11 protein-coding genes and 1 pseudogene are annotated in these 14,271 nt (G+C 67.1%); 7 read left to right on the top strand and 5 right to left on the bottom strand.

Features of this window, described 5'->3' with window-relative positions; translation table 11 throughout:
* Positions 1 to 59 precede the first annotated feature (59 nt).
* Positions 60 to 632 (bottom strand): hypothetical protein, encoded by a 573-nt coding sequence (locus tag OG300_RS06690; protein WP_405493221.1) that lies wholly within the window; start codon positions 630 to 632, stop codon positions 60 to 62.
* Positions 633 to 742: 110 nt separating this feature from the next.
* Here OG300_RS06690 and OG300_RS06695 point away from each other — a divergent pair, with 110 nt between their 5' ends.
* Both OG300_RS06695 and OG300_RS06700 read left to right on the top strand, forming a co-directional pair.
* Entirely contained in the window at positions 743 to 1,177 is a 435-nt protein-coding gene (locus tag OG300_RS06695) for an Rpn family recombination-promoting nuclease/putative transposase (protein WP_405493223.1), read from the top strand.
* A gap of 13 nt (positions 1,178 to 1,190) precedes the next feature.
* Positions 1,191 to 1,943: an SDR family oxidoreductase gene (locus tag OG300_RS06700; RefSeq protein ID WP_405493225.1), complete on the top strand. Its 753-nt coding sequence runs from the start codon at positions 1,191 to 1,193 to the stop codon at positions 1,941 to 1,943.
* On the opposite strand, the gene OG300_RS06705 is transcribed toward OG300_RS06700, so the two are convergent.
* Positions 1,912 to 2,664 carry a hypothetical protein gene (locus tag OG300_RS06705; RefSeq protein WP_405493227.1) on the bottom strand — a complete coding sequence of 251 codons (753 nt, stop codon included), beginning with the start codon at positions 2,662 to 2,664 and terminating at the stop codon, positions 1,912 to 1,914. The genes OG300_RS06700 and OG300_RS06705 overlap by 32 nt on opposite strands.
* Positions 2,665 to 2,928: 264 nt before the next feature.
* Here OG300_RS06705 and OG300_RS06710 point away from each other — a divergent pair, with 264 nt between their 5' ends.
* The 5 genes and pseudogenes from OG300_RS06710 to OG300_RS06730 all read left to right on the top strand — a co-directional run.
* Positions 2,929 to 6,591, top strand: coding sequence for a nitrate reductase subunit alpha (locus OG300_RS06710; RefSeq protein WP_405493229.1), 3,663 nt, complete (start codon positions 2,929 to 2,931; stop codon positions 6,589 to 6,591).
* Complete coding sequence (narH, locus tag OG300_RS06715) at positions 6,591 to 8,180, top strand: nitrate reductase subunit beta (RefSeq protein ID WP_405493231.1); 1,590 nt, start codon at positions 6,591 to 6,593, stop codon at positions 8,178 to 8,180. Before OG300_RS06710 ends, narH begins: the two co-directional genes overlap by 1 nt.
* Complete coding sequence (narJ, locus tag OG300_RS06720) at positions 8,180 to 8,782, top strand: nitrate reductase molybdenum cofactor assembly chaperone (RefSeq protein ID WP_405493233.1); 603 nt, start codon at positions 8,180 to 8,182, stop codon at positions 8,780 to 8,782. The genes narH and narJ overlap by 1 nt, the downstream gene beginning before the upstream one ends.
* Positions 8,782 to 9,507, top strand: coding sequence for a respiratory nitrate reductase subunit gamma (gene narI / locus OG300_RS06725; protein WP_405493235.1), 726 nt, complete (start codon positions 8,782 to 8,784; stop codon positions 9,505 to 9,507). The genes narJ and narI overlap by 1 nt, the downstream gene beginning before the upstream one ends.
* Before the next feature lie 22 nt (positions 9,508 to 9,529).
* Positions 9,530 to 10,417: pseudogene (locus OG300_RS06730) on the top strand (tellurite resistance/C4-dicarboxylate transporter family protein); the annotation flags it as partial.
* Between the two features lie 65 nt (positions 10,418 to 10,482).
* Here OG300_RS06730 and OG300_RS06735 read toward each other — a convergent pair.
* The 3 genes from OG300_RS06735 to OG300_RS06745 are packed head-to-tail and all read right to left on the bottom strand — an operon-like array spanning position 10,483 to position 14,222.
* Positions 10,483 to 12,123, bottom strand: a complete 1,641-nt coding sequence (locus OG300_RS06735) for a regulator (RefSeq protein ID WP_405493237.1) — start codon at positions 12,121 to 12,123, stop codon at positions 10,483 to 10,485.
* 12 nt (positions 12,124 to 12,135) lie between these two features.
* Positions 12,136 to 12,837, bottom strand: coding sequence for a cysteine hydrolase family protein (locus OG300_RS06740; protein WP_405493239.1), 702 nt, complete (start codon positions 12,835 to 12,837; stop codon positions 12,136 to 12,138).
* Positions 12,834 to 14,222, bottom strand: coding sequence for an allophanate hydrolase (locus OG300_RS06745; RefSeq protein ID WP_405493241.1), 1,389 nt, complete (start codon positions 14,220 to 14,222; stop codon positions 12,834 to 12,836). Before OG300_RS06745 ends, OG300_RS06740 begins: the two co-directional genes overlap by 4 nt.
* Between the last annotated feature and the right edge of the window lie 49 nt (positions 14,223 to 14,271).

A 14,271-nucleotide genomic window follows, 5' to 3' on the forward strand; every position in this document is an offset into this window, starting at 1 on the left:
CAGTTTCCCGACCGTGTGCGGCGGAGATTGTAGGTTCAGGCCGGTAGTGGCTCCAGGCATCAGATTGCCGAACCGCTCGGGCCAGGGCCGGCAGGATTCGCAGGCGGCAGCCATGGCTGGTCGCCCGGCGGCAGTTCGCCGCTGACGACGGTGAGATCCGCACGAGCGCATTCGTAGAATGCGTTTCGCTTGCGGCCCATCTCCGAATAGAGACGTAGATATTCGTCGTGCTCAATGACATGTCCACGTGCCGCCCAGCCCAGATCCCATGCGGCATGGTTCCATGCCCGCGCTGCCGCCACAGCCTGCGGTGAACCGAGCAGCAGCACCGCTTCCCACTTGATTGTCTTATCTGCTTCCGCCTCGGCGAGCGCCTGCACTCCCGCGTCCAGATCCATCGGTGCCGCTAAGGCGGGATATCCCCGTGCAGCCGCCAGCCGGAACGACAACTGCATATAGTGCTTCAGGGCGTTCGCGTACTGTGCGTATGCCGCCAGCCGCTTGTCATCCCACCGGATGTCGCGAGCGCGCCGCCACTTCGCACGCTCTGCCAGGGTAGCGGCCGCAAACGTCGACACCGCGCCCAGCAGCACGCCGAACATCGTAAGCAGCTGCTGTACAACAGGATTCACTAGTCGATTCTGTGCCGTATCGGAGGGTGTTGGCTACGCGAGAATTCAGACGTTTGATTTGCGGTGAAAATCTGCGTGTCGCATCAGAATTGGTAGTAGCTTGCCGGATCGTGGCTGACACGCCCTCTAATCCTCATGACGCCTACTTCCGCCAGGCGCTGTCCCAACCGGATGACGCCGCGAGCGAGTTGCGGGCGGTGCTATCCGAAGACATGGCCGCGCTGGTGGATTGGGACTCATTTCTTACTGTCGGGGAAACGAGCTTTGCTGACCTCGAGCCGGTCTTCGACCAGCTCGGAAGCGAAGCGAAGGAGGCAATCATGTCGACCGCTGAACGACTCCGCGCCGAAGGCGAGGCACGCGGTGAAGCTCGCGGTGAAGCCAGGGGGCGTGCGGAGGTATTGCTCGAGTTGCTGGCGTTGAAGTTCGGGGCGTTGCCTGCTGAGGTTGACGGAGCTGTGCGCGGAGCAGATGCGGCGCAAGTTCGGGTCTGGACGGCCCGGGTGTTGGACGCGGGTCGTATCGAGGACGTGTTCGGGGGCTAATACGCTTGTTCGCGTGACCACTTCGAAGATCGTTGTTGTGACTGGGGCCGGGGCTGGGTTGGGGCGGGCCATGACGGTGGCGTTGTCCGCGGCGGGGCATCAGGTGATTGCTGTGGGGCGGACTGCAACGACGTTGGACGGGACTGTGGCGGCGGCGAGTGGGCCGGGGGAGGCTCATGCGGTGGTGGCTGATGTGACGGTGCCGGAGGCCGTGGATTCGTTGTTCGCCGAGGTGGTTCGGCGGTGGGGGCGGGTTGATGTGTTGGTCAACAATGCGGGGGTGTTCGGGCCTACGTTGCCGGTTGACGAGGTGTCGGTGGGGGAGTGGGGGCGGGTGATCGATACCAATCTGACGGGGTCGTTTTTGTGTGCGCAGGCGGCGTTTCGGGTGATGAAGGGGCAGATGCCTCGGGGTGGGCGGATTATCAACAATGGGTCGATTTCGGCGCATACGCCTCGGCCGCATACCGTTGCTTATGCGGCTAGCAAGCATGCGGTTACGGGGTTGACCAAGGCGTTGGCGCTCGAGGGGCGGGCGTTCGATATCGCGGTGGGGCAGATCGATATCGGTAATGCCGCAACGGAATTGACGGCGGGGATCGCGGCGGGGGCGTTGCAGGCCGATGGGAGTGTGCGGGCGGAGCCGACCATCGACGCGGCGGATGTGGCTCGGTTGGTGGTGCAGACCGTCGCGTTGCCGGTGACGGTGAATGTGCCGTTTCTGACGGTGATGGCTACCGGGATGCCCTATTTAGGGCGGGGTTGAACACGGCCCCGTTCGTGGAGCCGACGAACTCACGGTCGCCGTAGCGGAAGCCGGCGGGATCCCAATCGCCGCCGAGACGCTCGATCAAAGACTGGGTGAGGGGCAGGTCGGCGCGGTCCACGACCAGGATCAGCGTGCCGTCCCGGGTGATCGAGCCGCCGCCGAGATGGTCGCGGACGAGGGGGTCGGAGGCCAGGGCGTCGTGGAATCGGGTGCGGTCGATGCCGCGGGCGCTGACGGTTACCGCGTTCGCGCGCGGATCACCTGCGGGCAGGAACTCGAAGCTCAGCACCGACTCCTGGTGGTAGCGGACCCGGATGTCGTCGGCCACCGCGAACAGGTTGTTGGTGTCGGTGCAGGCCAGGTGGAATTCGCGGGAACGCTCATAGGTGGTGGCGTTCGAGTCCGATGACCAGAACACCCCGTCCAGCAATTCCGACCCGACCGGTAGCGCCAGCTCGCTCACCGCGGTCGCGTTCACCGTCAGCTCGAACAACGTCAACTGGTCGCTCAACCGGGGGTCGGCCGGATCGGTGATGGTGGCGGTGTTGTCGGTGGCGAACAGATCGGCGGTGGGCCGCAACGGATTTCCGGCGACGCAGGCGGTCGGCCCGTGCAGTCTTCCAGGGGTGGCGGGCCCGGTCGCGGCTCCGGCCCCGGCGATCATGAGCACGAATGCGGCAACCAGCGTGGTCCGGGCGGTAGCGGTGGAGCGGCTCATGGCCGTGCGCCTTTCAACGGGCTGCGGGTTCTCCGGGGACCGAACGGCGAAGCTGAGCGAAGGTGGTCTGCACAGTGTCATTCGAGTGTGGCCGCACCCGCCCGCCGACGCGCGGGAGATGCCGCGATTGGTTCGCGGGCGCACCGGCGGCACACTTCAGCGCACTTTCAGCAATCTCCACGGCGTGCCGTGGCCGGTGAGTCGCCGCGCCGGGTTTTGATGGAATCCGCGCAGTCGCGTGGACGGTCGAGAGTCAGGGGCGAAATGGCGGAACCCGACGCACTGATCCTGCAGACGGGTAAGTACTTCCACCGCGGTCACACCGCGACCGACCTGCACAGCGTCGCGTATCGAGGCGGACGTCAGGGCGACACCTTCTATCGCGACCGGTGGAGCTACGACAAGATCGTCTACTCGACCCACGGGGTGAACTGCACCGGCTCGTGCCGGTGGAAGGTGTACGTCAAGGACGGCATCATCACCTGGGAAACCCAGGCCACCGACTACCCGTCCGTCGGCCCGGACCGCCCGGAATACGAGCCGCGCGGTTGCCCGCGTGGCGCGTCGTTCTCCTGGTACACGTATTCGCCGACGCGCGTGCGGTATCCCTACATTCGCGGCGTGCTGCTCGAGATGTATCGGGAAGCCAAGCGCCGCACCGGAGATCCGGTGCTGGCCTGGGCCGACATCCAGAACGACCCGGAACGCCGCAGTGAATACCAGCGGGCGCGCGGCAAGGGTGGCCTGGTGCGGGTGCTGTGGGACGAAGCCGTCGAGATCATCGCCGCCGCCCACGTCCACACCATCAAGACCTACGGCCCCGACCGCATCGCGGGCTTCTCCCCGATCCCGGCCATGTCCATGGTCTCGCACGCCGCGGGCGCGCGGTTCATGGGTTTGATCGGCGCACCGATGCTGTCGTTCTACGACTGGTACGCCGACCTGCCCGTCGCCTCACCCCAGGTCTTCGGCGACCAGACCGACGTCCCGGAGTCCGGAGACTGGTGGGACGCCGCGTATCTCATCATGTGGGGCTCCAATGTCCCGGTCACCCGCACCCCGGACGCGCACTGGATGGCAGAGGCCCGCTACCGGGGGCAGAAGGTCGTGGTCGTCGCCCCCGACTACGCCGACAACGCCAAATTCGCCGACCAGTGGCTGCATCCGCACCCCGGCACCGACGGCGCGCTGGCCCTGGCCATGGGCCACGTCATCCTGCGCGAGTTCTTCATCGACCGTCAGGTCCCGTTCTTCACCGACTACGTCAAACGCTTCACCGACCTCCCGTTCCTGGTGACGCTGACCGAACGCGACGGCGCCTACGTGCCCGACAAGTTCGCCCGCGCCGCCGACCTCGGTGACACCACCCCTGGCGCGGAGTGGAAAACCGTTGTCCTGGACGAGAAGACGGGCGCACTCGCGGTCCCCAACGGCTCCCTGGGCTTCCGCTGGACCGCGGAGGGTGAGGGCAAATGGAACCTCGACCTCGGCGAGATCTCCCCGCGCCTGACGCTGCACGGCGAAGGCCACGGCGTCCCGATCCTGTTGCCGCGCTTCGACACCGAGGGCGGCGAACACGGCCAGGGTCGCGGAGAAGTCCTCACTCGCGGCGTCCCCGCCTACCGACTCAGCGCCGACGGCCCTTTGGTGACAACGGTTTTCGACCTGGTGCTGGCCCAGTACGGCATCGCCCGCGACGGCCTGCCCGGCGACTGGCCGGACTCCTACGACGACGCCGACGCCCCCGGCACCCCCGCCTGGCAGGAGGTCCACACCTCCGTTCCGGCCGCCGCCTGCGTCCAGATCGCCCGCGAGTTCGCGACCACCGCCGAGAAGTCCCAGGGCCGCTGCATGATTCTCATGGGCGCGGGCACCAACCACTGGTTCCACTCCGAAACCATCTACCGCGCCTTCCTGGCCCTGCTGCAGTTCACCGGCTGTCAGGGCCGCAACGGCGGCGGCTGGGGTCACTATGTCGGCCAGGAGAAGGTGCGCCCGTTCACCGGCTGGTCCACCCTCGCGGGCGCGACCGACTGGGGTCGTCCGCCGCGCCAGATGATCGGCACCGGTTACTGGTTCGTCAACACCAACCAGTGGCGCTACGACGCCTTCACCGCCGACGTCCTGGCTTCCCCGCTGGGCGACGGCCGCTTCGAAGGCATGACCGCCATCGACTGCCTGGCCCAGTCCGCGCGCATGGGCTGGATGCCGTCGTACCCGACCTTCGACCACAACCCTCTCGAACTCGGCGAGGGCGAGGACGCGGTGGCGCGCACGGTGGAGCAGATCCGTTCCGGCGAAGTGAAATTCGCGATCGAGGACCCCGACAACCCGCGCAACTGGCCACGCGTACTGACCCTGTGGCGGGCCAACCTGCTGGGTTCCTCGGCCAAGGGCGCGGAGTACTTCACCAAACACCTGCTGGGCACCCAGTCCTCGCTGTCGGCGGCGGAGGCCCCGGAGGGCGCTCGGCCGCGCGACGTGACCTGGCGGGAGGACGCACCCCAGGGCAAGCTGGATCTGCTTGTCTCCCTGGACTTCCGCATGACGTCCTCGACCATGCTGTCGGACATCACGCTGCCCGCCGCCACCTGGTACGAGAAGCACGATCTGTCCTCGACCGATATGCACCCGTTCGTGCACTCGTTCTCCCCGGCCGTCGACCCGCCATGGCAGGCGCGCACCGACTTCGAGGCGTTCAAGGCCATCGCCGAGCGCCTCAGCGAGCTGGCCGTCGACCACCTGGGCGTCCGCCACGACCTGGTCGCCACCGCTTTGCAGCACGACACTCCGGGCGAGATCTCCCAGCCCGGCGGCGTGGTACTGGACTGGAAGAGCGGTGACGTCGAGCCGAAACCCGGTGTGACCATGCCGAATCTGGCCGTGGTCGAACGCGACTACACCGCCGTCGGCGCGAAGTTCGCCGCGCTGGGCCCGCTGACCGAGAAGCTCGGCCTGCCGGTCAAGGGCATCGCCTTCCGACCCGACGAGGAAGTCGAGTACCTCGGCAAGCTCAACGGCATCGTGAGTGCCGGACCGGCCAGGGGACGGCCGAAACTCGAGACTGCCATCCAGGCCGCCAATACGATTCTGGCGTTGTCGGGAACCACCAACGGCCGCTTGGCAACCCAGGGCTTCCACACCCTCGAGAAGCGCACCGGGCAGCCGATGGCCGAACTTGCGGCCGAGCACGAGGGCAAGCGGATCAGTTACGCCGACACCCAGGCCGCCCCGGTGCCGGTGATCACCTCACCGGAATGGTCGGGCAGTGAATCCGGTGGACGCCGCTACACCGCCTTCACCCTCAACACCGAACATCTCAAGCCCTGGCACACCCTGACCGGTCGACAGCATTTCTTCCTCGACCACGACTGGATGCACGAACTCGGCGAAGCACTGCCGGTGTACCGGCCCCCGCTGGACATGCACCGGCTCTTCGGTGAACCGGAGCTCGGGCCGGACGGCACCCGGCAGGTCACCGTGCGCTACCTGACCCCGCACAACAAGTGGTCCATCCACTCCGAATACCAGGACAACCTGTTCATGCTGTCGCTTTCCCGTGGCGGACAGGTGATCTGGATGTCCCCGCAGGACGCCGCGGCCATCGGCGTCGCCGACAACGATTGGATCGAGGCGGTCAACCGCAACGGTGTTGTGGTCGCCCGCGCCATCGTCTCGCACCGCATGCCCGAGGGCACCGTGTACATGAACCACGCCCAGGAGCGCACCGTCAACGTGCCCAAGACCGAGACCACCGGCAAACGCGGCGGCATCCACAACTCCTTGACCCGGGTGCTGCTCAAACCCACCCACCTGATCGGTGGCTATGCCCAATTGTCCTGGGCTTTCAACTATCTCGGTCCCACCGGCAACCAGCGCGACGAGGTCACGGTCATCCGTCGCCGCTCGCAGGAGGTGCAGTTCTGATGCGCGTCATGGCACAGCTCGCGATGGTGATGAACCTGGACAAGTGCATCGGCTGCCACACCTGCAGCGTCACCTGCAAACAGACCTGGACCAACCGCTCCGGCATGGAGTACGTGTGGTTCAACAATGTGGAAACCCGTCCGGGACTGGGCTATCCGAAGATCTGGTCGGATCAGGAGAAGTGGAAGGGCGGCTGGGAACTCGACCGGCGCGGGCGGCTCAAACTCAAAGCCGGCGGGCGACTACGCAAACTGCTCTCGATCTTCGCCAACCCGGTGCTGCCGGAGATCAAGGACTACTACGAGCCGTGGACCTACGACTACCGCTCGCTGACCAATGCCCCACTGGGCGACGACTATCCGGTCGCCGCCCCGCGCTCCCTGCTGACCGGCAAGCCCATGCAGATCGAGTGGAGCTCCAACTGGGACGACAACCTGGGCGGCGCGACCGAACACGGTGACGCCGACCCGATGGTCCGCAAGGTCCGCGAAAAGGCCGCCGACAAGGTGCGTTTCGAGTTCGAGCAGACCTTCATGTTCTACCTGCCGCGCATCTGCGAACACTGCCTCAACCCTGCCTGCGTCGCCTCCTGCCCGTCGGGCGCGATCTACAAGCGCGCCGAGGACGGCATCGTGCTCGTCGATCAGGACCGCTGCCGCGGCTGGCGCATGTGCGTGACCGGGTGCCCGTACAAGAAGATCTACTTCAACCATCAGACCGGCAAGGCCGAGAAGTGCACCATGTGCTACCCGCGCATGGAGGTCGGCCTGCCGACCGTGTGTTCGGAGACCTGCGTGGGTCGCCTGCGCTACCTGGGCGTCATGCTCTACGACGCCGACAAGGTCACCGAGGCGGCCTCCACCACCGACGAAACCGGGCTCTACGAGGCGCAATTGGGCGTCTTCCTGGATCCGGAGGACCCGAAGGTGCGCCAGGAGGCCGAGCGAGCAGGCATCAGCGCCGAGTGGATCTCGGCCGCCCGCCGGTCACCCGTGCACGCGCTGATCAGCAAGTACCGAGTCGCGCTGCCGCTGCATCCGGAATTCCGGACCATGCCGATGGTCTGGTACATCCCGCCGCTGTCCCCGGTGGTGGACGCGCTGACCGAGACCGGCTTCGACGGCGAGGACGCCGGAAACCTGTTCGGCGCCATCGACTCGCTGCGCATCCCGGTCGAATACCTCGCCGAACTGTTCACCGCCGGTGACACGGTGCCGGTCAAGGACGCGCTGGCCCGCCTCGCCGCTATGCGCTCCTATCAGCGCAACGTGAATCTCGGTGACCCCCAGGACGAATCGATCGCGGAAATGGTCGGCATGACCGGCACCGAGCTCGACGAGATGTTCCGGCTGCTGGCCATCGCCAAGTACGAGGACCGCTACGTCATCCCGACCGCCGCGGCCGGGGATGCCCGCTCGCTCGAGGAATCGGCGCTGCCCGAGGGGTGCAGCCTCGACTACGAGGGCGGCCCGGGTATGGGCGCGACCGGACCGTTCGGCGACGACTCCGGGCGAAAGATGTTGCCGCTCATGACGATCGAGAACTTTCACATCCTCCGCAAACAGCAGACCGCCGACGAGGAGGTGTGATGCGCACTCGCCGCCACGCGGCGCTGTATCAGTCCGCGGCGCACTGCCTCGACTATCCGGACGCCGAGTTCCACGACCGCATCCCGCTGCTGGCCGGGGCCGCACCGGCGCTGCGGCCGTTCCTCGACCACGCCCGCGCCACCGACCCGGCGGAGCTGGCCCAGGAGTACGTGCGGGTCTTCGACTTCCACAACAAGCACTGCCTGCACCTGACCTGGTGGCTCGACGGCGACACCCGTCGGCGCGGACAGTCGCTCATCGAGATCAAGCAGACCTACCGCGAGCACGGCATGACCCTGAACGCCACCGAACTCCCCGACTACCTGCCGGTGGTCCTGGAATTCATCGCGGCCACCGATGACCAGCAGCTGCTGCTGGCGCACCGGCCCGGCCTGGAACTGCTGCGCATCGCCCTGCAGGACGCCGGAACCCCCTACGCCACCGTCGTTTCCGCACTGTGCGCGACCCTGCCCGGGGCGTCACCGCGCGACCGGGCCGCCGCGCGCGCCCTGGCCCGCTCCGGCCCGCGCTCCGAAGACGTCGGCCTGGTGCCCTACGGGCATCTCGACCTGTTGCCCGTTCTGGTCAAGGGAGAGCACTGATGCAGGTATTCCTCTGGGGCGCACTGCCTTACATCACCCTGGTGTCGCTGATCGGCGGACTGTTCTGGCGGCACCGCTACGACAAGTTCGGCTGGACCACCCGCTCCTCGGAGTCCTACGAGTCGCGGCTGCTCAATATCGCCTCACCAATGTTCCACTACGGCATCCTGTTCGTGCTCGTCGGCCATCTGATGGGCCTGTTCGTGCCCCAGTCCTGGACCGACGCACTGGGATTGAGCGAACACGCCTACCACCTGCTGTCGCTGTTCGGCGGCACCGCGGCGGGCGTGCTCACCGTGGCCGGCATCCTGATGCTCATCTACCGCCGCCGTACCAAGGCCGCGGTGTTCCGGGCCACCACCCGCAACGACAAGGTGATGTACGTCTTCCTGCTGGCCGCGATCCTGCTGGGGATGTACGCCAAGCTGTCTCACTCCTCCATCAGCCACGGCTACAACTACCGCGACACCATCGCGCCGTGGGCGCGCGGCATCTTCTCGCTCAACCCGCAGCCGGAGCGGATGGAAGGCGTGCCGGTCGAATACCAGATCCATGCCGTCATCGGCATGCTCCTGATCGCGCTGGTGCCGTTCACGCGGCTGGTCCACATGTTCAGCGCCCCCATCCAATACCTGTTCCGCCCCTACATCGTTTACCGCTTCCGCGATCCCAAGCAGCTCGGTGAGCGCGCGCCGCGCCGCGGCTGGGAACGCATCGACTTCTAGCACCGGCTGAAGGGATACACCGATGGCGAACCGATCGTGGTGGGACCTACCACCCGCAGCAGGCGCCTTCGTCATGGCGACGGGCATCATCTCCATCGGCCTGCATCTCAGTGGCGTGGAACCGATTTCGCGACTTCTGCTGATCCTGGCCGGAGCGGTGTGGATACTGCTCGCGATCGAATTCGGGGTGCGGCTGCGATGGCAGCGTGAACGCTGGGAAGGTGAGGCGGCGACCCCGCCCGGATTGATCGGGGTCGCCGCCACCACCGTGCTCGGCACCCGCATGGCCATGCTGGGCTGGCACCTGGTGGCGTTCGCCGCGCTGATCCTGGCGGTCGTCTGGTGGCCGGTGCTGCTGAGTGCGGTCACCCGGCACTGGAACCGGCGCATGCCGGGCGCGGAGTTCCTGGTCTGCGTCTCCACCCAGGGGCTCGCGGTACTGGCCGCGACACTGGGTGCGGCGCACGATTCGAAGCCGCTGACCGTATTCGCGCTGGTCTGGTTCTTCCTGGGGATCGTGCTGTACGCGGTGGCGTTGACCCACTTCGATTTCCGTCAGATCTGGTCGGGTGCGGGCGATCAGTGGGTCGCCACCGGCGCGCTGGCGATCTCCGCGCTGGCCGCCTCCAAACTGGTGCTGGTCCCCGGCTGGACGGGATTCATGCATACCGCGCTCACCAGCGCGACCCTGACCTTGCTGCTGCTGAACTGGGCGATCTATCTGGTGCTGGTGGCCGCGGAGATAGCGAATCCCCGGCCGCACTACGACATTCGACGCTGGGCCACGGTGTTCCCGCTGGGCATGACGGCCGTCGCCACCCTGTCCACCGGAAGTGCGCTGGAGCTCACCGCGTTTCGTGTCGTCGGGCATCTACTGCTGTTCGTCGCGGTCGTCGCGTGGCTGGTGACCGCGCTGGGCCTGCTCGACTCCAACACCACCCGCTGGTGGCGCAAGCGGCAGGCCCGGCGCGGCGATCAGGCGGTGACCTCCTCGGCCTTCGGGGCTTCGACGGCACCGGCTTCCGGCACCGGCGTCGCGGCCTCCGGCGCGGACTCGACCGGGTCGGTGGCCGGAGTCGGCCGCAGGAACGAACAGGCCAGGCAGACCAGCCCGAAGAACAGGTAGCCAAGCGCCACCTTCGGCGCGGCCGCCCACGCCACCTCACTGGCGTGGATCAGCCCGATGAAGGCCAGCGCCGCACCCGCCGCCGACGCGACAGCCGCTGCGATGAAACGCTTTTCGAGCACGAAGGTCACCATGGTGCCCAGCACCAGCCCGGCAAGCACCGCGCCCTCACCGAGCGTCTTCATGCCGTCGTAGACGACACCGGCCTGCCCGAGCGGGCCCATGCCCACCTTGTCGGCGGTGGTGCCCGCCGCCGACAGCGCATTGTCGATCTGACCCTGACACCACTGCGCCAGGTTCGGGATCAGCGCCGCCACCACGGCCACCGCGTGCAGCTTCGGCACCGCCTGGAACGCCTGCGCGCCGATCAGCAGACCGATGTAGAGCAGGATCGGCACGATCGCCGGAATCGGCAGCAGCGTCGACAGCACCCCGAAAAGGCCCAGTAGACACATCAATCCGATGACCACACCGCTGGCCAGCGAGTAGCCGGTGCGCCCGCCCGCATCCTTCCAGCCCGGATGCCCGATGTAGACCGCGGGCGGGAACGGCGAACCGAACCCGGAGCCGATGATCGCGCCGAACCCGTCGGCCAGCAGCACACTGCGCAGGTTGTAGTTGTCGCCCGCCGCCGCGGCGCTCTCCACATTGCTCATCGCCTCGGTGAAGTTGTAGACGCCCAGCGGAATCGCGGTCGCCAGCAGCGGCGCCAGATGCCCGAGCCCGTCGAAGAGCAGGTGCAACCGCAGATCCGGCAGCCCGAGCGCGATATCGTGCGCGGCCTTGGACACATCCGGCACCGACATGTAGCCGCCGATCCAGCCGATCGCGGTACCGACCAGCAGCGCCACCAGGCCGACCGGAAGATTGCCCGGCAGCTTCACATCGGTGAAGAACCCGATCAGGATGATCGCCAGCACCGGCAGCGCGATCCAGGCCGCCTCGAACATCTGCGAGGCGGGCCGCATGGCGATGAAGGTGATCGAGATACCGGCCAGGGTGCCCAGCATGGCCGCGCGCGGGGTGATGCGGCGGATGAACGGGCCGACGAAGCCGCCGATCATCACGATCACGCCGATCATGAACGCCCAGGCCAACCCTGCCGACCAGGCTTTTAGCGGATCACCGGTCTTCAGGTAGATCGGCAGCATCACCACGAAGACCACGATGAACATGTGCGGCACGCTCGGTCCGTACGGCAGCGCGGTCACCGTGTCGCGATTCTCGCGGCGAGCCAGGCGACGTGCCAGCACCATGTAATACAGATTGCCCAGCACCAATGCGACACCCAGTGCGGGCAGTACCGTGCCGAGCACATCGCTGCTGGGGATCTTCACCACCGCGATGGACAGGGTGGTCAGGGTGAGCACATTGACGAGGATGTTGAAGGAGAGTCCGAAGAACGCATTGGTGTCGCCGCGTGTCCACCACGGCAGGGAAAGCGTTGGGCCGGGCGTCTTTTGATCAGTCGCGGAGGTGGAGACGGACATGGGTGTTCCTGTTCACTGAGCCGGAGCGGGGGAGGACGCGGCGGATTCGAGTGCGCCGACGACGGATCCGGAATCGGCGACCCAGCCGAAGATGCCGCCCTGCGCGGCGATCATCTCGAGCCCCACGCGCTGGAACTCCGGAAAATACGAACCGACACAGTCGGAGACGACCAGGCATTCGTAGCCGCGGTCATTGGCCTCGCGCACCGTGGTGTGCACACACACCTCGGTGGTCACGCCGGTGACGAGCAGCGAGCGAATACCTTTGCCCGTCAGCACATCCGAGAGCTCGGTGGCGTAGAACGCGCCCTTGCCGGGCTTGTCGATCACCACCTCACCCGCGATCGGGGCGAGCTCGTCGACGATGTCGTGGCCGTACTCGCCGCGGATCAGGATGCGACCGAAACGGCCGCGATCACCGATGCGCTGGGAAGGGTTTCCGCGCGCGAGCTTCGCGGGCGGGCAGTCCGAGAGGTCGGGCAGATGGCCTTCGCGGGTGTGGATCACCGTGATGCCCGCGGCGCGGGCGGCGCTCAGCAGCCCGGCCAGCGGCTCGATCACGGTGCGCAGCAGGGCCACATCGTTGCCGAGGCTCTCGCCGAACCCGCCGGGGAGCAGGAAGTCGCGCTGCATATCGATGACGACCAGCGCCAGCGAGCTCGGGTCGAAGCCGAAAGCCGTGGGCTGCGCCGGAATCTGATGGTCTGCGGTCATGGTCGTTCCTTCTGTGCGAGCCGGAGATTCGGGTGCGCGGCCGGGCGGCGCGGCTCGTCGAGAATGCGGGCGGCGGCGGCCAGGACCAGGTCGTCGGCGAGCGCGGGACCGAAGACCATGGCCGACACCGGGCGGCCGTCGGCCGCGGCCCCGACCGGGACCGAGATGGCGGTGAGATCCAGCAGATTGCCGAAATGTGTGTAGTGGCCGAGCACGGTGTTGGTTCGGATGGGATCGGCCAGCACCTGCGCCACCGTGAACGTGGTGCCGATGGTCGGGGTGACCACCACATCGAATTCGTGCCACAGGCGCGCGACCACCGCTCGCAACTGTTGCAGGGTCTGCTGTGCGCGGAACACGTCCACGGCGGTGAATCGGAAAGCGCCGGTGAGGATCTCGCGGATCACCGGCAGGATCGAGTCCGGGTGTTCGGCGAGGAACTCTTCGAACTCCACCAGCCGCTCGGCCACCCACGGTCCCTGATAGAGCAGGTCCCCGGCTTCGAGGAAGGGCTCCAATGTCATAGGCACGCAATCGAATCCGCTGCGCGTGAGCCGCCCGCGCACACCCAGATGCGCGCGCTCGAAAACCTCGTCGCCGAAGAAGTCCAGCTCCTTGGCTTCCGGTAGCCCGACCCGCAGGCGTCCTCCCGGGAAACGCGGCCCGCGCACCCGGCTCCACGGATCCCGTGGATCCACCCCCGCGATCACGTCGAAGACCAGGTCGAGATCCTCGACCGTGGTGGCCATCAGGGTCATGCAGTCCAGCGACCGGCACGCCGGAACCAGGCCGACCGTGCTGATCAACCCCCGCGACGGTTTCCACCCCACGATGCCGTTGAGCGCCGCCGGAACCCGCCCCGATCCGGCGGTGTCGGTGGCCACGCAGAACGGCACCTGCCCCAGCGCCACCGCCCGCGCCGACCCGGAACTGGAACCGCCGCAGATCAACTCGTCGTCGTACACGCTGCGCGGAATCGGATACGGCGTGCGGGTGCCGTTCAACCCGGTCGCGAACTGGTCCAGGTTCGTCTTGCCGACGAACAGCGCGCCCGCGTCCAGCAGGCGCTGTACGGCGGGCGCGGTTTCGGTTGCCACATAGGCGAAGTCGGGACACGCCAGGGTGGTCGGCCAGCCCGCCACGTCGATGCTGTCCTTGACCCCGAACGGCACCCCGTACAGCGGCAGCATGCGCGCCCCGGGCCGCCGTTCGATCTCCGCGGCGTCCGCCAGCAGCCGTTCCCGCGGCACCGGGGTGATCCAGGTGCCGTCCGCACCGCGCGCCGCGATGGCGTCCGCGACCCGGGCGGCCGTCTGTATCGGTGAGCCGCTACCGCTTTCGTGCGATGCGAGGATCTCCGCGACCGTGGGCCCCTGGTGCAACATGCGTAGATTGTGGGCAGCAGGTGTGAACGCGAAAGGCGCGCAATGTATC

Origin of the sequence: Nocardia sp. NBC_00511, assembly GCF_045161165.1 — a bacterium.
Lineage (GTDB): Bacteria > Actinomycetota > Actinomycetes > Mycobacteriales > Mycobacteriaceae > Nocardia.